A 21,594-nucleotide genomic window follows, 5' to 3' on the forward strand; every position below is an offset into this window, starting at 1 on the left:
CGCCGAAACACACTCGCGTCGATCAGCGCGACGCTACGCTACCGCGCTCGCTCACCACTTCGCCGCGCTGAAACACGTACTCCAGACGCTCGCCCTGTCCGGTCAGCACACCGATGTCCTTGAGCGGATCGCCGTCCACCACGAGGATGTCGGCAATCGCGCCCGCCTTGATGGCGCCGAGCTTGCCGCCCGGATCGACGATCGCCGCGGCGATCGTGGTGGCCGAACGCAAGGCTTCCAGATTGCCGAGCACGTCGGCGCGAATGCGTAATTCGTCGCTCTGGAACGTGTGCATTTCGCCGAGCAGGTCCGAGCCGAAACCCATCGGCACGCCGGCATTCGCATAGATCTGCAGCGAATCGCGCCCGGCCTGCCGCACGGTTTCGACCTTGGCGATCGAATCGGCCGGCAAGCCATAAGCGGCGCCGTGTTTGGCCAGTGCATCGTACGTGACGAGCGTCGGCACCACGAACGCGCCATGTTCGCGCATCAGCTTCGCCGCGGCTGCGTCGACGAGGTTGCCGTGCTCGATGGTGCGCACGCCGCAGCGAATCGCACGCGAGATCGCGCGGCCCGTGTAGGCGTGCGCCATCACATACGTATTGGCCGCCTCGGCCTCGGCGACGATCGCGCGAATTTCGTCCTCGGAGTACTGTGTGTTGCCGATCGGATCGGTCGGCGAAGCCACGCCGCCCGACGCCATGATCTTGATCTGCGTGGCGCCCTTCTGGATCTCTTCGCGCACGGCGAGCCGCACGGCATCCACGCCGTCCACCACACGCGCAATCGCGCCGGCCCGAAAACAGCACGAGCACGGTTCGAGCATGTCGCCACGCGGACGGAAGTCGCCGTGCCCGCCCGTCTGCGAGAGGGCCTTGCCCGACGGAAAGATGCGCGGCCCCGGAATCAGGCCGCTTTCCAACGCCTGCGTCAAACCCCAGTCCGCGCCGCCCGCATCGCGCACGGTCGTAAAGCCGCGGCCGAGCATGGCCTTGAGAATCGGCAACGCGCGAATCGCGGTGAGAATATTCGGCTGCGTTGCATTCGTGCCGAGGTTGGCGCGCGAGGCCAATACGTGCACGTGACAATCGATCAGACCGGGCATCACCGTTTTGCCGCGGGCATCGATCACGCGCGCGTTGGGCAGATCGACGGGACGATCGGTGACTTCGACGATATGGCCGTTTTCGATCACGACGTGCCGATGCTCGAGCAACACACCCTGCTCCAGATCGAGTAAGTTGCCGCCGCTGATTACCGTAATGCTCATTGATCTCTTCCTGACTTGATGAGGAAACGTGTCCGGCGAACCTCAGCCGGACATGCGATTCAGGCGCGGCTCCGGCGCGGATCGCGCACGAAGAACGTGCCCACCAGGCTGATGGACGCGGCGATCATCACGTAGATCGCGGGCGCCATATTGCTGCCGGTCGAAGCAATCAGCCACGTGATGAAGAACGGCGCGAAGCCACCGAAAATCGTCACGGCGAAGTTATAGGCAACGGAAAGCCCCGTCGACAGCACCTTGGTCGGAAACAGTTCGGAGAACGCAGCGAGGATCGGGCCGGTATAGGCGGCGATCAGCAAGCCGAACACGCCCTGAAACACCATCAGCGAGGCGAGGCCGGGCGCCCGGTTGATATACGCGAACATCGGCCAGGCGAGCAGCAGGATCGCGACGGCGGCGCCCGAAAGGAACCCGCGGCGGCCGAAACGGTCAGCCAGTTTGCCGACCACAGGCGAAAAGCACATGATCATCAGGCCGCCGAGCATGCCGGCAAGAAAGCCGGTGGACTGCGGCAGGTGCAGCGTACGCACCGAATAGGTCGGCATGTAGAACAGCAGCACGTAGGTGCACACGGTCCACAGAATCACCATCGAAAAACTGGCGAACGTCTCGCGCGGAAAGCGGCGGAACACTTCGGCAAGCGGCGAATCGTTTTTGGCTTGTTCGGCCACCGCGCTGAACGCGGGTGTTTCGTCCATGCGGCTGCGAATGAAATAACCGACCGGCCCGATCAGGATGCCGATCAGAAACGGCATCCGCCAGCCCCACGAATGCAATGAATCGGCACTCAGATTCGCGGTGACGAACGTGCCGACGGCGGCCCCCAGCAGCACCGCAAAGCCGATGCTCGACTGGATCCAGCTCGAATAGAACGCGCGCTTCTCCACCGGTGCGTATTCCGTGAGGAACGCGGTCGCGCTGCCCATCTCGCCGCCGGCCGAAAAGCCTTGCAGCAAACGCGCGACCACGATCAGCACCGGCGCCCACACGCCGATCTGCTCATAGGTCGGCGCGAGGCCGATGAGCGCGGTGCCGCCGGCCATCAATAGAATGGTCAGCGAGAGCGCCGCCTTTCGTCCGACTTTATCCGCGTATACGCCGAGCACGATACCGCCCACCGGACGCATGAAAAAACCCACGCCGAAGGTGGCCACGGCGAGCAGCAGCGAGGTCAGTTCATTGCCGGTCGGGAAAAACAGCTTCGCGATGATGACCGCGAAAAAACTGTATACGGTGAAGTCGAACCACTCGAGCCCATTGCCGAGCACCGTGGCGATAATGGCGCGGCGCCGCTGCCGCGCGAGCGTATCCACGGAGCGTGGAAGGTTGGATGAAAGCGTGCCTTGCATGGTCCCTTTCCTCATCTGGCTGCCTGTCGGGCGGTAGTGTCGGCATCGCGCCACGCCATGGTCGATGGCGCTTTTGCGTGCATAACCCCGATGCTAGAGAGACCTGATTTGTTTTCGAAACGAAAGATTCGCATGCATGCATGCGTGTAGCGCATGCGAGCGCGTGTCAGCCCGCCGCCCTGCCCATCTGTGCCTCGGCCTGCTCGAACACCCAGCGCGTGAAGAGGCGCGCCGCCTGGTTCTGCGAGCGGTCGTTCGGCGACACGACGTAATAGCCGCCGCCGTGACTCGCCGACGCCTGTGTGGCACGCACCAGCAGCCCTTCGCTCAGGCACGCGTCGATCATGTGCCGCCAGCCGAGTACGACGCCCTCGCCGAAAATCGCCATCTGCACGAGTTGCGGATAATGATTGACGACCACCGCCTGCGGCGACGCCGGCATCTGCACATCGTTGAGACGAAACCACTCGGACCACGACATCCATTGCCGCTGACCGTCTTCCTGCATCAGCAAGGTTTCGTGCACCAGATCGGCAGGTTCCAGCACGCGGCCGGCGAGATATCCGGGCGAGCATACCGGGTACACGTCTTCGTCGAAAAGGCGGCGGGCGGCGAAATGCGGCTCGGCGCGCTGGCGGATGTAGTACAGGCCGACATCGAATTCCGCGGGCGACAACGACGCGAGCCCGTCGCGCACGATCATTCTGATCTTGACGTTCGGATGTGCCGCGCGAAACGCGCCGAGCCGCGGCGTGAGCCACAGCACCGCCACGCCGGATGAGCACGCAATCGTCAACTCCAGGTCGCCATAGCGTTTCATGACATCCAGCGTGGCTTCGGAGCAATTGGCCAGCAGCCACTGCACGTGCTTCGCGTAACCTTCGCCGGCGATGGTCAGACGTAACGCGCGGTGCTCACGCACAAAAAGCGAGCGGCCAAGGAAGTCTTCCAGCTGTGCGATCTGCCGGCTGATCGCACTCTGCGTCAGATGCAGTTCCGCGGCCGCTTTGGTGAAACTGGCATGGCGTACGGCCGATTCGAACGCGACGAGGCATTGGAGCGGAGGCAATGGGGCAATACGCATGATGAGAGATGCCGAGTGAGGATCCCACCATCATAGCGGGAGAGCCTCGGTCAAATCATGCGCAAGCTGGCGTTGCGCGAGCTGCCGCGGGCTTGGCAAACTTGCCGCCGGGCGAGGCGGTCAATGGCTCGGCGCCAGTTCCTCTTCGCGCTCCAGCGAGCGCGTGCGCGCGAGTTCCGGGAAGAAGCGCATCCATAGCAGGGCAACCGCGATGGTCGCTACACCACCCACCAGTACAGCGGGTTGCGCCCCCCACCATCCCGCCGTAACACCGGATTCGAATTCGCCCAATTGATTCGAGGTCCCAATGAAAAGCGAATTGACCGCGCTGACGCGCCCCAGCATGTCGTCCGGCGTACGCAGTTGCACGAGCGACAGGCGCACCACCACGCTGATGGTGTCCGATGCGCCCAGCACCATGAGCGCGGCGAGCGACACGAGGAATTGATGCGACAGCCCGAACACCACCGTGGCCGCGCCGAACGCGATCACGCCGCCGAACATCGCCGCGCCGGGCCGGTTGCGCAGCGGGAAATGCGCCAGCCAGATGGTGCCCGCCAGCGCGCCGATGGCCGTGCCCGAGCGCAACAGCCCGAGGCCGAGCGGCCCCGTATGCAGGATATCGCGCGCGAAGACCGGCAGCAGCGCGGTCGCGCCGCCGAACAGCACCGCGAACAGATCGAGCGACAGTGCGCCGAGAATGACCGGCTCCTTGCGAATGAAGGCAATGCCCGAGAATACCGAGTGGAGCGTGACGGGCGCGCGGTTTGCCGGCCTGGCCCGTAGCGGGATGCCCCACACGGCCGTGGCTGCGGCCGCGAATGACAGTGCGCAGGCGAGATAGGCCGCGCCGGGGCCGATGCCGTAGAGCAGACCACCCAGCGCCGGACCCGCGATCTGGGCAGTCTGATTCGCGGACGTGGCCCATGCCGTCGCTTTGGGCAACTGCCCGCGCGGCACGACGCCCGGCAACAGCGACGCCACCGCGGGCGACTCGAAGGCGCGCGCCGCGCCGACGCATGCGGCCAGCACATAGATGACCGGCGCGCTGATCCAGCCGCCGAAAGTGCCGGCAGCGAACAGCAACGCAGCGACGCTTTCGAGGCTCTGGCAGATCGCCGCGATTCGCCGGCGGTCGTAACGGTCGGCGACATGGCCGACGACGAGCGTCAGCACGAACATCGGCAGAAATTGCGCGAGCCCGACGAGGCCCAGTGCGAAGGCGCTATGCGTGAGCGCGTAGATGTGCCAGCCCATTGCCACGGCGAGCATCTGGAACGACAGCGACGAGAGAATGCGGGTGCACCAGAAACGTTGAAATGCAGGCTGTTTCGGCAGACTAACGGATGAGGAACCGGACGGGTCGGCGGGCTCTGGGGGCATGGGCTTCTTGGTCTTGACTGGGCTGGCGGGAGCGGCAGCTAGTTTAGAGCAAGATGCCCGGCTTTGCTTTACGGGTCCGCGCGGCATCTCTTGCCGTGATGACACGACCGGTTACCCGCAGTGACGCGGCAGCGTTGCGGCGCCACCTTACGCCAACTTCAGACGAGCACCACCGGACGCGCGCGGGTGAAGCGCGACTCGACGAGCCGATACGAGAGGCCGCCGAGCGCCGCCGTCATCACGATGCCGGTCACCACGGCGACCAGATAGGCAAGCCGCACATCCGTGAAGTTGCGTTGCGCGGCCAGCACAATGGCAGGATAAAAGGGCAAGTGCCAGATATACAGGCTATAGCTTGCGCGTCCCATGGAAGCGAGCGGCTTGAATTCCAGCGCACGCACGATCGCTGAGCGCTGGGACGAATGGGTGACCTGGTAAATCATCAACGCGAGCGACACAGCCAGAAGCGTATAGCCAAACGTCTGAAGCCATGCCAGGGTCTTGAACGGCACGTCTGAAAGTGCGAGGGCAATCCAGATCCATATGAACATCGCCGCGCCGAGCACGCCCGCCGCTGATGATGCTCCTGAACGAATACGGGCGGGCACGAGGGCTAACAGGCAACCCGCCGCGATCGAGTCGATCCGGCAAAGCGTGAATGTGTAGATGCCATTGTCGGATATGCCGGAGAAATGGCATATCACCCTGAAGGATATCGCCATCAGCAACAGCCCCACGGCCGGGCGAAAGTACGAGCGGCAACGGGCGACGAGAATCGGGAAGACAAGATAGAAATGCCATTCCACCGCCAGGGTCCAGAAATGCGCCATGGAGAAATGTTGATCGGCAAGTGCGACCCGGTCGCCCAGCAGCGATTGCAGGCTGGCCGTGAATGTCCATAGCAGATGCTCGTTTTTCAATACCTTGCTATGCGGCTCGGTCAGTAGCGCTACGAGCGTGAATATCAACAGGCTTGCGAAATAGGCCGGCAGCAACCTGACTGCCCGGCGCCGAATGAACGTCGTGTATGACGCTATTGAATCGACTGGCCGGTTCAATAGCGTCGTGGTGATCAGAAAGCCTGAGATCACGAAAAACACGTCGACGCCCATCCAGCCGGTCGAAGCAATACGCACTACGGCGGTCCATGCGCCGCCTAGTTCGGCCAGACGGCCGGAAAAATAGCTCGTGTAGTGAAACAGGACGACCAGCATCATGGAAATGGCCCGAAGTCCATCGAGGCCGGCTACGTAGCGCAAAGAGCTTGCTTCTCGGATGCTGTGTGTTTCCATCCTCGCATTTTACAGATTACAGAATGCGCGGGGATTGTAATATTCGGAAACATCGGGAGGCGGTGCGGCGCACCACTGCGCTCAGGTCATCGACCCTGAATCCACGTTTCTCTCATCGCGACCGCGCGGCCGGGCTTTTGGCTGGTTCGCGGACGCGAAGCTCTGCACGAACTGCTCGAAACCCTGGACCGGAAGCGGCTTGCAGAAAAGGAAGCCCTGATAGGCGTGGCATCCCGCCACGGCAAGAAAGTCTCTTTGCGCTTCCGTCTCGACCCCTTCGGCGATCACGCCGAGATTGAAGCTTCGCGCAAGCGCAACGATGGTTCTGGCAATGTCGGCGTCGTTGGGGTCTTCCAGAATGTCGCGCACGAAGGAGCGATCGATCTTCAACTGGTCCAATGGCAAGCGTTTCAGGTAGGACAATGAGGAATATCCAATGCCGAAGTCATCGAGCGAGAACGTCACGCCTCGGGCTCGAAGCGCGCTCATTTTTTCGATGATGTCCTCGACGTTTTCAACGAGAACACTCTCGGTCAGTTCCAGCTTCAGCCTGTCCGCCCTCGCCCCTTTTCGGTGGATCACTGCCAGCACGCTCGCCACGAAGTCCGGTTCACGAAACTGCCGGGCGCTCACGTTCACCGCGATCGACAGATGCGCCATCGAGGGCTGCGTGGCCCATCGCGCGAGCTGCGCACAGGCCGACTCCAATACCGCTCGCCCAATCTCGAGGATCAGGCCGGTCTCTTCCGCAAGCGAGATGAATTCGCCCGGAGGGATCAGGCCGCATACCGGATGCTCCCAGCGCACCAGCGCCTCGGCACCTGCTATGAAGTCACCGTCCACGACCTGCGCCTGGTAGTGAAGAACGAACCGGTTCTCCTCGATGGCGTTGCGCAGCCCCACCTCGAGCTCGGCCCGTTTCAGCACGGTCGTTTGCATCGCGGGGTCGAAGAAGCACATGGCATTGCGGCCACGCTCCTTGGATTTATACATGGCCAGATCGGCCTGTTTGAACAGTTCGTCGGTGGAAGTCTGCTCTCCGTGGAAGACCGTGACGCCGATGCTCGCGGTACTGCGGAACTGAACGCCATTGAGCTGGTACGTGCGCCCGAGCACCGTGAGGATTTTCTCGCCTATCGCTTCGGTTTCCACTGTCGCGGCCGCCTGGTCCAGGCTTAAATTGCCGAGTACGACAACGAACTCGTCACCTCCCACGCGAGCGACGGTGTCTCCCTTGTTGACACTGCTGGACAGCCGGTACGCCACATGCCGGAGAAGCAGATCGCCTTTGTCATGCCCAAGCGTATCGTTCAACGTCTTGAAGTGATCGAGGTCGATGAACATGAGCGCACCGCACACATTGTTCTCGCGGCTAGCCACCATCGACTCGCGCAGGCGGTCCAGAAGCAGTGCCCGATTGGGCAGGCGGGTCAGCGTGTCGTAGAACGCCAGTTCGCGGATCTTCTCCTCGGACTTCTTCCGCTCGGTGATGTCACGCCCGCTCGTACGAAAGCCGACAAAGTCTCCTCTCGCATTGCTGATCGGAACCCATGAGACCGATAACCAGAGCAGCGACCCATCCTTGCGCACGCAACGAAACTCCAGATCGTCGCCGCGAGAGCCCTGAAGCCCCTTCCGGAATTCCGGTGCAACGCGCGCTATGTCGTCCGGATGGATCAGCGTGCGCGCGAAGTTGGGCATGGCCATGCATTCGTCGACCGTGTAGCCCGTGTAATGATCGACGGACGGATTGATCCAGCGCGGCTTTCCGTCCGGCCCCCACCAGATCTCCAGGTTCACCGTGCAATCGGCGATCGCGCGAAATTTCTCCTCGCTTTCGCGCAGCTCGCGCGTCATCGCCGAAGCCAGCCGGATGGCGCGCTCCCGCCCCGTCACCATGAGCCAGGTCAGAAGCGCCAGCAGCAGACTCAAACCCATGCCGGCGCCGGCAATCAACGCCTCGGCGTTACTGCCCAGCCGCGATCGGAATTCGTCGGAGGCGTTCATCGAGAGCGTCCAGTCGCGCCCGTCCACCACCAGGTACTCGTTCGCCGAGATCAGCGCGGGCGCGTGCCGGCTGCTCGCCGCCCGGCTGCCATACAGAAGCGCCGAGTCCGATGGCGCGACGCCGTCGTACACGGCCAGCGAGACGCCGGCCGGCTGTTCGCCGTAGAGGCTTGCCATCACATCGTGCATCCGGAACGACGCGTAGACCCAACCTCTAATGTGCGCCCGGCGCTGCGCGACGTTCTCCTGCGTTTCGCCGGCGGCGTAGATCGGCAGGTACATGATGAACCCCGGCCGGGGGTCCGAATCGATGTCGACCGAAAGCCGCACTCTTCCCGAAACGGCCGCCATGCCGGAGTCGCGCGCCCGCTCCATGGCGGAGCGCCGCACCGGATCGTTCCAGGCGTCGAAGCCGGGCGAACTGCGTGAGAGGCCGACATAGGGCTCGCGCTGAACGATCGGCGCATAATCCTCGCGCCGCCCCGCGGGCTCGATCGTATAGCCGGGAATACCTGCCTCGCGCATTTTCGCCACATGGCTCGCCTTGCGCGCCGCGGGCACCCATTCGACGACGCCGACGGCGTGGACCCCGGAAAAATTCGCGTCCAGATTGAGCGCGCCGACATAGCGCCGGAACCTGTCGCGATCGATCATGCCGTTCGCGGCAAAGAGGCTCTGCACCCCTCGCAACATGAGCTCGTAGGTGGCCATGCGCTGTTCGATGCGACCGGCCGCGTCGCCCAAGGTGTAGTCGAATTGAGTGCGCAGCTCTTTGCTGGTCGCTTGCCGCTCGTGGTTCCACACCGTCCACGTCACGCAGAGCGACGCGGTTAACACGAGCAGCGGCAGCAGGACGGAGCGCAGCCGGGTCACGGCGATGCCTTGAAGTTCACCATGGCATTGGCCAGTTCCGGCCTGAAATACTTCTCGAAGATGCGCAGCACCGTCCCGTCGGCACGCATCTCGTCCACCAGTGCCCGCCACTTCTTCCGTTCGGCCTCCGGGAGCGCTTTCTTCGACATGATCAGTCCATGCGGCACGGACGGATCATTGAATTCGATGATCGTCGTGACGTCGCGGATCTTTTTCTCTTCCAGCGCGGGATAGTCGAATGGCTCGATAATCATGCCCTGGATGTGCCGGAGAATGAGCGCCTGGTAGAGCGGCTCGAGTCCGCCCGCCTGGCTTACCCGGTTTTCCGAAGTCAATTTGTCGACCAATCGATTGGCCGAGTCGCTATAGCGAAAACTGCGGATCACACCGAGTTGAGCGTGCCCGTCGCGCTCGAACTCCGCGACGTCATGGATACCCGCGTCTTTGCGGACGAGCAGATAATATTTGTTGCTGAAGTACCATGCGAACGAAGCATATTGGTTGCGTTCGTCATTCGCGATTCCGGAAAGACTGAAATCGAGCGCGCCCGACTCGATCAGCTTCCAGATACGCGCCCGCGACATCAGGCTGACCTTGATCTGGCAGCCGCTACGCCGGATCAGCTCGTCGGCGAAGTCCTTGTCGATACCGCTGTCGGTATCGAGCGAATAGAGCAGGCCGTGGTCGTGCAATCCGAGCGTGAAGGGCCGGGAGCAATCCGGGGCGGCCGCCGGGACGTTGCTCACACAACATACGGCCAATAGCACACCGCCAAGCCAGTTTCGAATCACAGCGCCTCCGTAGCGGAATGTCGCATCATTTAATTCTTATCCATGCCCGCGGATTTGGCGGCAGATTCATGCCGCTTTTCCGTGGAAAATCCGGCCTAGTCGCGCATTTTAGGATGCTTTGCAGGGGCAATGCGTCGTCGATGCGCAACGAGCGTCCAAATTTTGCTTTCGCAAAACCTCTGCACGGACTATCGGCACCGCCTTGCGATTCTTAAGGACGCCGGGCGCGAAGAAACGAAACTTCACGCGCGACAGGCGGCAGCGTTTCCTGAAACGGCAACGTTGTTGCATCATGTTCGAACGCCTGATGGACCACCTGATGAACCGCAAATGCAAAAACCCCGTAAGCATTTGAACTTACGGGGTTTTTAATTCGGGTTCCTGGCGGAGAGAGGGGGATTCGAACCCCCGATAGGCTATTAACCTATACACGCTTTCCAGGCGTGCGACTTAAACCGCTCATCCATCTCTCCGGCGGGGAGCCGAATTATAGCAAACTTCGCGCCCTGCGCCACACCCCTCGCGCAAACCAGCCTACGGATGCCGGATATAGTCCACCAGCGCCCGCGTATAAGCGTCGGGTTTGCGATCGATCAGACTCACGCCGATCGCCACCAGAAACCCCGCCGGCACGCCGAACACGCCTGAGCTGATCGGCTCGATTCCGAACCAGCGCGCGCCGGCGAAGCCCGTCATCTGCGTGAAGAACGGGTACGTGGACACAATGTAATAGATGCACACCACCAGTCCCGCCACCATGCCCGCCACCGCCCCGAGCCGCGTGGTGCGCTTCCAGAACACGCCCAGCACCAGCACGGGAAAGAGGCTCGACGCCGCGAGCGAAAACGCGGCGCCCACCAGAAACAGAATGTTCCCCGTATTGAGCGACGCCACATACGACGCAAAGAGCGCCACCCCCAGCAACAGGATCTTCGAGATCGTCACGCGCCGCTGGCTCGACGCGTTGGGATCCACCATGTGGTAGTACACATCGTGCGACAACGCATTGGCGATGGTGAGCAGCAAGCCGTCCGCGGTGGAGAGCGCCGCGGCCAGCGCGCCCGCCGCGATCAACCCCGACATCACATACGGCAGCCCCGCGATCTCCGGCGCGGCGAGCACGACCATGTCGGGCTGCATCTGGATCTCGCTCCAGCGCACGATGCCGTCGCCATTCGTATCGGCGAGCCTGATCAGGCTCGGCTCCACCTTGCGCCATTGCATGAGCCACTGCGGCAAGTCGGCGAAGTGATGGCCCACCAGGTTGGTCAATATCTCGTACTTGATCAGCACCGCCAGCACCGGCACCGTCAGATAGAACAGCGCGACGAAAAACAGCGTCCAGCCGACGGAGCGTCGCGCGGACGCGACCGAGGTCGTGGTGTTGAAACGCGTCAGAATATGCGGCAGGCTCGCCGTGCCGAGCGACAGGCACAGCAGCAGCGAAAGAAAATTGCGCTCATGAATGCGCCGGTCCTGTTCGGTCGCGGCGGGGAACGGCTCATGCATCGGCACCGGGGCGGCTGCCCGTGTCAGCATTTCATCGCGTCGCTGGGTCCAGACGATCTGCGCGGCGGCGGCATCGCGCGGAAACAGCTCGAGCGCCCTTTCGCGCTCCTTGATCTCGCGCAGCGGGCCGTTATGGCGGCGCAGATCGGCGACTTCCTGCGTGAGACGCTGCTTCTCGTCGACGAACGATTGCGGCAACGTGTCGAGCCGCATCTGCATCAGCGCGGCACGGCGGCGATAATCGTCGCGCACGGTCTGCTCGAGCGGTGCCTCGCGCACCTGCTTCTCGAGGCCTTCGACACGCTCCATCAAGCGGCCATAGCTGAATTGCGGAACCCAGCCGAGGCCGTCCTTGTGCGCGATCATCGACACGGGAATCAGAATCGCCGCGATCAGAATGATGTACTGCGCGACCTGCGTCCACGTGACGGCGCGCATGCCGCCGAGAAACGAACACACCAGAATGCCCGCGAGTCCGCAGAAAATGCCGACCGCGAAATCCACGCCGATAAAGCGCGTCGCGATCAGGCCGACGCCCTGGATCTGCGCGACCAGATAAACGAACGAGCACAAGACCGCCGCCAGAGCCGCGAGGCCGCGCACCGCATTGCTCGAAAAACGCGTGCCGAGAAAATCCGGAATCGTGTAACGCGCGAGCTTGCGCACATACGGTGCGAGCAGGAAGGCGACGAGGCAATAGCCGCCCGTCCAGCCCATCAGATATGCGAGACCGTCATATCCGGTCGCATAGATCGAGCCGGCAAGACCGATGAACGAGGCCGCCGAAAGCCAGTCGGCGGCGGTCGCCATGCCGTTGAAGGCGGACGGCACGCGCCGCCCCGCCACATAGTATTCGACCAGATCGGACGTGCGCGACAGCAGGCCGATCACCGCATACACCGCGATCGGCACGAACAGGAACACGTAGCCGATCCACACGCCCGGACCCGTGGTGCGCTCGATACGCCACATGACATAGATGAACAGCAGGAAGCCGAGCGTATAAAGCGCGTAGGAGCGGATCAGCCGGTTCGCGAGTTTCATCGGCTCAGTTTCCGCGCGTGGTGGGTGCGTCGGCGCCGGCGTCCGCCACGAAGGCGCGTTGCAGCCGCCGGTCGGCACGCTGCATCAGCACGATATACACGACGATGAGCGCCAGGTAGAGCAGGATCGCACCCTGCGCGCCGAAGTAGAACGGCAACCGGAAACCGCCGATCCGCACCTGCGCCAGAGCCGGCGCCATCAGCGGCAAGACGAACGACACGATGAAGCCCACGGTCATCAACGCCGCAATCAATGCGAGGTTGAAGCGCCAGTACGTCTGGTGCGCGCGCGCCATCGCCGCCGAGACCAGAGGCGGTTCGGGCGGAGGATTGAGCGTAGCGTGAGAGGAATGGTGCGGCGCGGCCATGCGCCTATGTATCAAAAAGCCACCGGGCAGGCAATCGGGATTGTCCGCGCGGTGGCTTCAAAGAGCTGACTCAGTGACCGAAGACTGCTTTGGATCAAGCGCGCATCTCCGACACGCCCTTGTCGTTTACGCCCGTCGACATGGGCAAACTACATGGGCAAACCCGGGCTCAGAGCGATTCGCCAAGCTGATCGAGAATCGCCGGGTTCTCCAGCGTGGACACGTCCTGGGTGATTTCCTCGCCCTTCGCCAGCGAGCGCAGCAGGCGGCGCATGATTTTGCCCGAACGCGTTTTCGGCAGATTTTCGCCGAAACGGATGTCCTTCGGCTTGGCGATCGGACCGATCTCCTTGCCGACCCAGTTGCGCAGTTCGTTGGCGAGCTTGACCGCTTCCTCGCCTTCCGGACGCGCGCGCTTGAGCACCACGAACGCGCACACGGCTTCACCGGTTGTCGCATCGGGGCGCCCCACCACGGCCGCTTCGGCGACGAGCGGGTTCGACACCAGCGCCGACTCGATCTCCATCGTGCCGAGCCGGTGGCCCGACACGTTGAGCACGTCGTCAATACGGCCCATGATCGTGAAGTAGCCGGTTTCCTTGTCGCGCACCGCGCCGTCGCCCGCTAGATACAGCTTGCCGCCGAGTTCTTCGGGGAAGTAGCTCTTCCTGTAGCGGTCCGGATCGCCCCACACGTTGCGCAGCATGGACGGCCATGGACGCTTCACCACCAGAATGCCGCCCTGCCCGTTCGGCACGTCCTGGCCGGTTTCATCGACCACCGCCGCCATGATGCCGGGCAGCGGCAACGTGCACGAACCCGGCACGAGCGGCGTGGCGCCCGGCAGCGGCGTGATCATGTGGCCGCCGGTTTCGGTCTGCCACCAGGTATCGACGATCGGGCAGCGGCTGCCGCCCACGTTCTCGTAATACCAGACCCAGGCTTCCGGGTTGATCGGCTCACCGACCGTGCCGATGATGCGCAGCGTGGACAGGTCGTAGCTCTTCGGATGCACTTTCCCGTCCGCGTCGGCGGCCTTGATCAGCGAGCGGATCGCGGTCGGCGCTGTATAGAACAGCGACACCTTGTGCCTCGCGATCATGTCCCAGAAGCGCCCGGCGTTCGGATACGTGGGCACGCCTTCGAACACGACCTGGGTGCCGCCGAGCGTCAGCGGACCATAGGTGATGTAACTGTGGCCGGTGATCCAGCCGATGTCGGCGGTGCACCAGAACACGTCGGCGGGCTTCCAGTCGAAGGTCCACTTCATGGTCTGCGCGGCCCACAGCAGATAACCGCCGGTGCTGTGCTGCACGCCCTTGGGCTTGCCGGTCGAACCCGAGGTGTACAGGATGAACAGCGGATGCTCGGCGCCGACCCACTCGGGCGCGCACTGATCCGATTCGGCTTGCGCGAGCTCGTGCATCCACAGATCGCGGTCCGCGTTCCAGGCGATCTTGCCGCCCGTGCGCTGATACACGATCACGCTCTTGACCGCTTCGCAGCCGCCCATCGCGAGGGCTTCGTCGGCGATGTTCTTCAGCGGCAGCGCCTTGCCGCCGCGCATCTGTTCGTCCGACGTAACCAGCGCGACCGCGCCCACGTCCACCAGCCGTTCATTGAGCGACTTCGACGAGAAGCCGCCGAACACCACGGAGTGCGTGGCGCCGATTCGCGCGCAAGCCTGCATCGCGACGATGCCTTCGATCGACATCGGCATGTAGATCACTACACGGTCGCCCTTCTTGACGCCGCGCTTCTTCAACGCGTTCGCAAAGCGCGAGACGCGCTGCAGCAGATCCTGGTAGGTGACGTTGGTGACGGTGCCGTCGTCGGCTTCGAAAATGATCGCGACACGCTCGCCGTTGCCGGCCTCGACGTGACGGTCGATGCTGTTATACGACGCGTTCAGTTGACCGTCCTCGAACCACGTGTAGAACGGCGCGTTCGATTCGTCGAGCACCTTGGTGAAGGGCGTGTTCCAGCTTAGCGTCTCGCGAGCGAGGCGCCCCCAGAAACCCTCGTAATCGCGTTCCGCTTCGGCGGCGAGCGCCCGGTACGCGTCCATGCCGGAGATGGTCGCACCTGCCGCTACTTCTGCGGAGGGCGGGAAAACGCGGCGTTCCTGAAGAACCGATTCAATCGCAGACATCGACAACCCCTTGGTGAAGATGAAACGTAAAACCTGTGCAGACGCGTGGCACGCGTCGTATCGTATGGCGCCCGAAAGCCGCGGCGGGTGTCTCCAACCCTCGGTGACCTGATCGCTCTGCCGCACTGCACCATGCGCGATCGCTCACCGACATGGAACAAAGATAAATGCCGCAACTTACCTGCTACTTACGCGCGGCGGTATGGTCGGCAAAGACATGTCCTGCCGCTTCTGATCTGCAATGTTAACCGATGCCATCCAGCTATGTCATGGCTGCATGGCAAAAGACACCGGCCCCGACGTCGCCATTGCCGATAGATACCCAGGGTTATTCCTGGGGAGATTCCGGGTTCGTGCGGTGAATGACGAGCGGCGTACTGCAGACCGAAGGCGTGAGACGGCGCGGCCCCTTTGCAATCCGGTGGACTCCACGAGGACGAGGGGACGAGGCCACCTCGGCGTATGCGGAGTGCCATGGCCGCAATCCCATAACCGCGCACCGCCATGCGGACGCATACTCGAACACGTCGGCCCGAGAATTTGCATTTAACTTAGGATTGGAAAGTAACTTTCAAGCCTGACTCCTCATGCCTCAAATCGCGTATCGGTTGCGATCGGCCAGATAGATGGTGCCTGTTTGATCACCGCGATACGCTTGAAGATCGAACTTGACCCGCTGTTTATCGGGGTCCAGCATGTTATCCACGACGACGAGGTTTTTCTTTCCGTGACCGGTCGTGACACCTTCGTTCAGCATGGCAAGGCGGAAGATTCCGTCCCTCTCTTTGCCGAAGAACTGATAGCTCACCACGCCGGATTCTCTCGAATAGGTCATCGCAATCGATCGGTCGAATAGCCGCATGGGTTGCCCCGTGGATGGCCAACCGAACACCTGTGGCGCATGTGACACCATCGTGACGGAATCCGCGCCCGCTTCCTGAGCGATCGCCTTCAGGTAAGGGGTCGCGGACGTGGCGAGACGCTTGCCGCGTTGTTGCATCGCTTGCCCGTAGTAGTCGAGCACGGCCGGATCGCCTCGCGTTCCAGAACCGATGTCGCCCATCGGTGCCGCGCCGGGCTTGTTGCCTTGCGATAACTCGAAGCGCTCGATGGCGGGTCGCATGGCGGGCGTATAAAACGAAGAAAACCAGTTCACCACCGGTGTCGCATTCAATACGGCCTTCTGATACTCGGTATGCAGTGCGCCGGCCTCCGCATCGAGCCCCTGCGCGCGCAGATCGTCGACCGACTTCCTAAGCGCCTCCGCGTGATAGATCTCGGCGAAATTCGGCAATAGCAACGGCGCGAGCGCCGCCGGCGGAAAAGCAAAAGATGCGGCCGTCGCGACGAGCCCGCCTATGAGTTGCACGGAGTCGTTGCCGACGTTCCATTTTGCCTGCTCATTTCCGGGGTTGCGGATCAGTTCCTTGATGTCGGAAGACAATTGTCCGACAGACGGTGCCAACCCGACCGCCGTGCCGAGCAGGGACAGTGCTTTCGACGACAGGGTCAGCAGCTTGCTGCCATCGATGTTGGCCACGGCGACGGCGTCGCCGGTGGTACTGAATGAATCAGCGACCAGCGACATCCGGTTCGCCGTGTTCGAGTCGTTCTTCACGTTCGCCGAACTCGACGCCAGTGCGAGCAGGTCGATCGGCAGCCAGTGGCCGTTGGCTTTTACGCTGTCCGGCAGCACTTTTTGTGTGGTTTCAGGAGGGTTGAAGCTTGTGGTCACGACCTCGGCCTGGACACTTCGCGATCGGCTTGGCGGTGCCGCCTGACTGTCCTGATCGCGCTGGATCACCGCCGTTTGACTGCCGTGATGATCCGTTATTGGCGGCGACTTTTGCGTGGCGCGTTGTCGGGTTTCGACATTCGCTTGAGATTCGCGATCGGTTTGCGGCCACCCGGCTTGAGAACCGGCATCGTGCCCATGTATTCGTTGCCGGGCATCCGGCTGCGTTGGTTGCCCAGTGCCGGGCGCCGCGCCCGGGTTGCGCGACACTGAACGGTCCGGGTTCGGCGGCACGGCTTGTACGTCGGCGTCGCGCTTCACGGTCGCTGTCTGAGTGGCTGCCGTGGACGTGAACGGCGCAGCCTGAACCGCTGTACCGATCCTGCGCCGGTCGGCAGTCTGCACGGAGCGGTCATGCCGATAGTGACTCGTTTGCGTTTCGCTGTGGTCCGTGCGCGCGATTGCCTGAACAGACTCGTCCACTTGACCCGCCGGGCCCGCGTACACATTCTGATGCTTCACATGGACACGATTCTGAGTGCCGGCATCGGCGAGCTGCGGCGTCGCCTGGCTGCCGTTATCCGTTGTTCCCGGCGAATCAGTCTGAACCTCGGCGTCACGCGCGTCTCGCCGGGTCTGAGTGGCTTCATGGACACGTTGCTTATCCGTTTGAGTACCGGCGTCATTGCTCGCCGGCCGATTCCCGGCCTCCTTCTTATCTTCGCCGTCCGCGCGGGCCTGCCGTTCTTCCGCCTGATTCGAATCTGTCTGGCTGAAGCGGCCCTGCGTGAAAACTGGCGTTTGCGTCGTCCTGCTGATGCGGGAACCATCCGTTTGAGTCCGTCTATCACGACTCGTTGCCGGTGAATGGGTCTGCGTGCCGTGCGACTGATGCAGTGGACCCATCGTTTGCGTAACCCGATCCCCTGTTCGGGGTGCGGCCGTTTGAGATTGCGTCGATGTCGAAGATGCGCGGAAGCGGACCAGCATGATCTCCTCGTGCGGATCGCGTTCAGGGAGAAGCGAGAACGCTCCCTGTCTCAACGGACCAGACAGATAATTGCGCGCAGTTGCCCGCTTATCCTCGACCTTCGAGAAATCGACCGCGTAGCCGATCGCATTGCCCAGCGCCTTGCCTGCCTGCAACGCGGCCAGCGTTGGCTTCTGGCTATCGTATGGATCCAGTGTCTTGCCCAACGAACTGAAGAACCTGCCGAGATTCGAGGCCATGCCATTCGCGGCATGCCCCATACGGTTTGCCGCGATCAGGCGCGATGAAAAGGAGCTGCTTCCGGGCAACGGCGGCCGGTCCTGCCACGTGTTCCAGGTAGACAGCAGAAGGCCGGTCTTGAAGTTCAGACTGTTGGAGAACGGCGTGGATACGGAAGGGGAAACCGGGTCGCGCGACGGGATGATCGGGGACCGTGGCTCTGCGCTTTGCGCGGCGGTCTCGTCAGGTTGACGCAGATCATTACCTGCGTTTGCGCTATCGCGTGCAGCCATGCCCGAAATGGAAGCAGTCATGTTTGGCCTCTGTAGGAGCGAGACGAGCAATCATTAAGACACGGCCCGTCGCGGCGATGTGGTATCGCTGCACCTCATCGAATCAAGCCCGTTCGATCCGGATGCAAGTGCAACGCCAAATCAACGTGTGGCACGCCACCGGCTCGTGCAGTCGTGATTACGTGGCGTGTCCTGTCGTCGCCGTGGACGTCTACGCCAGGTAATCCGTGTTGAAATGCGCGAGCACCGCCCCACTCCACGATCGCCTGTATCGATTCAGGCGTCGTGAACGTCACCCCGAGCAGGAGAAACCCCGGAACAAATCACAAATCATTAATCAAACTATAAATAAGTATGCCGAACGACATTTCAATCTCTCTACCATGTCACTCACGGAACCAATCTTTTGCCGTCGGCTACGTGGTTCCGCCTGCTTAGTCCAGCCGACTTTTTTTACTTCAGGAAAATCGACATGCTCCCAGCGATCCAGAACAATTACACCGCCTTCCAGCGCCAGATCAACATGAACAGTTATTCGTCCGGTGCAGCGTGGAAGCCGCACTCGCCCGCCTTCGAGCGCGGCACTCACAAACCGTGGGAGCAAGCCTCCAATATGTCGCGCGGCTACTACGAGAAGACGTCGTTCCAGATGGCCACGCACAACTCGCCGCATGGCTCGAGCAGCCAATATGTCGCGCAAACGAAGATGGTCAAGTGGGACAATGCGCCGGCCCACGGCAACTTCAGCTCAAACCCGAACGGCCGCAGGCTCGCATCGGACGACAAATGCCACGCAGGTTCAGTAAGCCGCAACTCGCCGGTCACCATCAGCGGCTTCACTGACAACCAGGGCACCATCAGTGCCGGCGATTTCTACATCCGCATCAGGAAGGCCGATTCGTCTGTTACCCTAATGAACAAGCAAACCGGCGTAACGAATGTAATTAAGGGCGATCCGCATTACGGCGATAAAATCACTTTCGACGGCTCGATCGACTTCCAGATTCCGGGCGGCCACCTCACGGTCGACACGGGGCCGGCCACGAAGGGAGCGGCCGCCCCCTACGCAACACAGGCAACCCTCCAATTCAACGGCAAGACGTATCAGATCCAAGGTATCAGCCAGGAGGACAAAGCCCCGCTCACGGTGAATCAGACCTCCAATGCCCGTCCGCCGCACGGCATGAGGCTCGTGGCCACGAACGACAGCAATGGCTTTATCAACCCGCAAACGGGCAAGGCACCGACGCAGAGCGACTTCGACCAGTACAAGAAGTCGAACCATCTTCGATAAAACTGGGCCGCCCGGGCGATAGTCATCGCCCGGTAAGCGGAGCCCGATATCCGGCGGCCGCTCGGCAGCGGACCCTCAAGCCGGCGAGGTTCATGCGATGTAAAAAAGCCGGACGTCCAGGGCCGTCCGGCTTCATTGCGTCCAATCATCCGCAGAATCGTCCAGGCTATGGCCTGGCTGCTATCCCGTCTCACGCATTCGCACCAGACATTCGCGAGCACGTGCGCTGGCATCTTCCTGCCGGATCGTCTCGCGCCGCCAGGACGCCAGCGCTCGCACCGCCGTTTCGCGCGCCTCGGCATGCACCTTCTGCGCTTCGACCAGATGAGCACGCAGCATCGGCGCGAGCGCGTCGTGCGCGCGCAACGTCGCATGCCACTGCCGGCTAGCGCGCGGGTCGCGTCGGCAAGATGCAAGCACTCGCCGCCGCTCTTCGGCGTGGCGTTCCAGCGCGGCGATCCTCCCAGCCACCCCATCTGCCGCCAGACGCTCGTCGCGACGCGCATCCACCACCTCGCGCAGCCGGCGCTGCACCCGCAAGCGCCGCACTCGCGCGAGCACGCGCCAGAATTCCGCCAAGCTCGCGACGCTCTGCGTCATGCCGGATGAGCGCCGTCACACAACGCATGCAACTGCCTGCGCGTGTCGTCCCAGCCGCAGCGCGTGTCGTACCGCTGGCGCAAGAAGCTCACGATCGCCGCGCGCCGGTCGATGGCCTGGTCCGTGTCCGCGTCGTTGCCGCGCTGGTATTCACCGATCTGCAGCAACAGTTCGACCTCCTCGTAGCGCGAGAGCCAGTCGCGCACGCGGTTCGCATCCGCCTGATGCACGGCCGCAGAGACGCGCGTCATCAACCGGCTTCGGCTGCGCAGGATGTCGATGGCGGGATAGTGTCCCGCCGCGCCCAGTTTCGACGAAAGCTGGATATGCCCGTCGAGCAGCGAGCGCGCCTCCTCGGCAACCGGATCGGAGAGATCGGCTTCGTCGGCGAGCACGGTGTAGAACGCGGTGATGCTGCCCCGCGCTGTCACGCCGGCCGCTTCGATCAGGCGCGGCAACTGCGCAAACACGCTGGGTGGGAAGCCGCCTCGCAGCGGCGGCTCGCCGACCGCCAGCCCGAGCTCGCGCAACGCGCGCGCATAGCGGGTGAGCGAGTCGAACAGCAACAGGACGTTGCGTCCGCTCGCGCGCAGTCCTACCGCAACCTGCGAGGCGAGCTCCGCCGCCTTGATCCGCTCCGCTGCGGGACGGTCGGATGTCGCGGCGATCACGATCGTCGAGGCACGCCGTCGTTCCAGGTGATCGTGAATGAATTCGGCCACCTCGCGGCCGCGTTCGCCGATCAAGGCGACCACGATCGCATCGGTCGACGCGCCGTTCGCGATCATGCCCATGATCGTGCTCTTACCGCCGCCGGCGGGCGCGAAAATGCCGGTGCGCTGGCCCACGCCGCAAGTTAGCAGGCCATCGATCGCGCGCACGCCGGTGGCAAACGGCGTCGCGATGACCGGGCGCTCGAGCGGATTGAGCGTCGCCCCCGCCTCGGCTTGTGCCGCCGCGCTCGCGAGCGGCCGTGGCGCAGGACCGCCGTCGAGCGGATTGCCGAGACCGTCGACCACGCGGCCGAGCAGCTCCGCCGCGTCGAACGTCCCCCAGGCCGAGCCGCAGCCTTGCACTTCGGTGATGTCCGAGAGGCCGTTCAGGCCGGCAAGCGGCATGACCAGCGCGCCATCGTGCGCAAATCCGACCACTTCTCCGTATTGCGCCTCGAGCGTATCCGGCCGCACGAGGCGCACCTTCTCGCCGATCCGCAACGACACGCCCACCACCCGGGCGATCACGCCGCGCGCTTCGATTACCCGGCCGCGCAACGTCGGTGCTGAGAGAAACACCGGCACGGTTTTTCCCATCGAGGACATCGTG

General features: G+C 62.9%; 14 protein-coding genes and 1 tRNA gene. 1 reads left to right on the plus strand and 14 read right to left on the minus strand.

The window, feature by feature from the left end; all coding sequences use genetic code 11:
* Positions 1–22: 22 nt before the first annotated feature.
* The 12 genes from CJU94_RS17990 to CJU94_RS18045 all read right to left on the minus strand — a co-directional run bounded on the left by CJU94_RS17990 (position 23) and on the right by CJU94_RS18045 (position 18,377).
* Positions 23–1,270 (minus strand): metal-dependent hydrolase family protein, encoded by a 1,248-nt coding sequence (locus CJU94_RS17990; RefSeq protein WP_095419847.1) that lies wholly within the window; start codon positions 1,268–1,270, stop codon positions 23–25.
* Positions 1,271–1,329: 59 nt separating this feature from the next.
* Positions 1,330–2,637 carry an MFS transporter gene (locus CJU94_RS17995; RefSeq protein WP_095419848.1) on the minus strand — a complete coding sequence of 436 codons (1,308 nt, stop codon included), beginning with the start codon at positions 2,635–2,637 and terminating at the stop codon, positions 1,330–1,332.
* Positions 2,638–2,803: 166 nt separating this feature from the next.
* Positions 2,804–3,721: a LysR substrate-binding domain-containing protein gene (locus CJU94_RS18000; RefSeq protein WP_095419849.1), complete on the minus strand. Its 918-nt coding sequence runs from the start codon at positions 3,719–3,721 to the stop codon at positions 2,804–2,806.
* Between the two features lie 120 nt (positions 3,722–3,841).
* Complete coding sequence (locus CJU94_RS18005) at positions 3,842–5,104, minus strand: MFS transporter (RefSeq protein WP_095419850.1); 1,263 nt, start codon at positions 5,102–5,104, stop codon at positions 3,842–3,844.
* 158 nt (positions 5,105–5,262) lie between these two features.
* Positions 5,263–6,321: an acyltransferase family protein gene (locus CJU94_RS18010; RefSeq protein ID WP_244220872.1), complete on the minus strand. Its 1,059-nt coding sequence runs from the start codon at positions 6,319–6,321 to the stop codon at positions 5,263–5,265.
* A 156-nt stretch (positions 6,322–6,477) separates the two neighbouring features.
* Positions 6,478–9,276: a bifunctional diguanylate cyclase/phosphodiesterase gene (locus tag CJU94_RS18015; protein ID WP_095419852.1), complete on the minus strand. Its 2,799-nt coding sequence runs from the start codon at positions 9,274–9,276 to the stop codon at positions 6,478–6,480.
* Positions 9,273–10,067, minus strand: a complete 795-nt coding sequence (locus tag CJU94_RS18020; RefSeq protein ID WP_095419853.1) for a substrate-binding periplasmic protein — start codon at positions 10,065–10,067, stop codon at positions 9,273–9,275. Before CJU94_RS18020 ends, CJU94_RS18015 begins: the two co-directional genes overlap by 4 nt.
* Before the next feature lie 382 nt (positions 10,068–10,449).
* A tRNA-Ser gene (locus tag CJU94_RS18025) sits at positions 10,450–10,540 on the minus strand.
* Positions 10,541–10,601: 61 nt separating this feature from the next.
* Positions 10,602–12,620, minus strand: coding sequence for a sodium:solute symporter family protein (locus CJU94_RS18030; RefSeq protein ID WP_095419854.1), 2,019 nt, complete (start codon positions 12,618–12,620; stop codon positions 10,602–10,604).
* A gap of 4 nt (positions 12,621–12,624) precedes the next feature.
* Positions 12,625–12,987 (minus strand): DUF4212 domain-containing protein, encoded by a 363-nt coding sequence (locus CJU94_RS18035; RefSeq protein ID WP_095419855.1) that lies wholly within the window; start codon positions 12,985–12,987, stop codon positions 12,625–12,627.
* Positions 12,988–13,156: 169 nt separating this feature from the next.
* Complete coding sequence (gene acs, locus CJU94_RS18040) at positions 13,157–15,139, minus strand: acetate--CoA ligase (RefSeq protein ID WP_095419856.1); 1,983 nt, start codon at positions 15,137–15,139, stop codon at positions 13,157–13,159.
* Between the two features lie 592 nt (positions 15,140–15,731).
* Positions 15,732–18,377 (minus strand): hypothetical protein, encoded by a 2,646-nt coding sequence (locus tag CJU94_RS18045; RefSeq protein ID WP_244220874.1) that lies wholly within the window; start codon positions 18,375–18,377, stop codon positions 15,732–15,734.
* Between the two features lie 472 nt (positions 18,378–18,849).
* Here CJU94_RS18045 and CJU94_RS18050 point away from each other — a divergent pair, with 472 nt between their 5' ends.
* The gene (locus CJU94_RS18050; protein WP_095419858.1) at positions 18,850–19,671 is read left to right on the plus strand and encodes a DUF1521 domain-containing protein; all 822 of its coding nucleotides are present in this window, start codon (positions 18,850–18,852) and stop codon (positions 19,669–19,671) included.
* 180 nt (positions 19,672–19,851) lie between these two features.
* Here the strand turns inward: CJU94_RS18050 and CJU94_RS18055 are convergent, their stop codons facing one another.
* A complete protein-coding gene (locus CJU94_RS18055; protein ID WP_095419859.1) occupies positions 19,852–20,271 on the minus strand; it encodes a hypothetical protein in 420 nt (139 codons plus the stop codon).
* Positions 20,268–21,590 carry a FliI/YscN family ATPase gene (locus CJU94_RS18060; protein ID WP_244220875.1) on the minus strand — a complete coding sequence of 441 codons (1,323 nt, stop codon included), beginning with the start codon at positions 21,588–21,590 and terminating at the stop codon, positions 20,268–20,270. Before CJU94_RS18060 ends, CJU94_RS18055 begins: the two co-directional genes overlap by 4 nt.
* Between the last annotated feature and the right edge of the window lie 4 nt (positions 21,591–21,594).

Origin of the sequence: Paraburkholderia aromaticivorans (assembly GCF_002278075.1) — a bacterium.
GTDB classification, from domain to species: Bacteria; Pseudomonadota; Gammaproteobacteria; order Burkholderiales; family Burkholderiaceae; genus Paraburkholderia; species Paraburkholderia aromaticivorans.

Coding starts and splice junctions, on each gene's coding strand:
- CJU94_RS17990 (WP_095419847.1), bottom strand. CDS start 1,270: ATGAGCATTACGGTAATCAGCGGCGGCAACTTACTCGATCTGGAGCAG.
- CJU94_RS17995 (WP_095419848.1), bottom strand. CDS start 2,637: ATGCAAGGCACGCTTTCATCCAACCTTCCACGCTCCGTGGATACGCTC.
- CJU94_RS18000 (WP_095419849.1), bottom strand. CDS start 3,721: ATGCGTATTGCCCCATTGCCTCCGCTCCAATGCCTCGTCGCGTTCGAA.
- CJU94_RS18005 (WP_095419850.1), bottom strand. CDS start 5,104: ATGCCCCCAGAGCCCGCCGACCCGTCCGGTTCCTCATCCGTTAGTCTG.
- CJU94_RS18010 (WP_244220872.1), bottom strand. CDS start 6,321: ATGATGCTGGTCGTCCTGTTTCACTACACGAGCTATTTTTCCGGCCGT.
- CJU94_RS18030 (WP_095419854.1), bottom strand. CDS start 12,620: ATGAAACTCGCGAACCGGCTGATCCGCTCCTACGCGCTTTATACGCTC.
- CJU94_RS18035 (WP_095419855.1), bottom strand. CDS start 12,987: ATGGCCGCGCCGCACCATTCCTCTCACGCTACGCTCAATCCTCCGCCC.
- acs (WP_095419856.1), bottom strand. CDS start 15,139: ATGTCTGCGATTGAATCGGTTCTTCAGGAACGCCGCGTTTTCCCGCCC.
- CJU94_RS18045 (WP_244220874.1), bottom strand. CDS start 18,377: ATGGCTGCACGCGATAGCGCAAACGCAGGTAATGATCTGCGTCAACCT.
- CJU94_RS18050 (WP_095419858.1), top strand. CDS start 18,850: ATGCTCCCAGCGATCCAGAACAATTACACCGCCTTCCAGCGCCAGATC.
- CJU94_RS18055 (WP_095419859.1), bottom strand. CDS start 20,271: ATGACGCAGAGCGTCGCGAGCTTGGCGGAATTCTGGCGCGTGCTCGCG.
- CJU94_RS18060 (WP_244220875.1), bottom strand. CDS start 21,590: ATGTCCTCGATGGGAAAAACCGTGCCGGTGTTTCTCTCAGCACCGACG.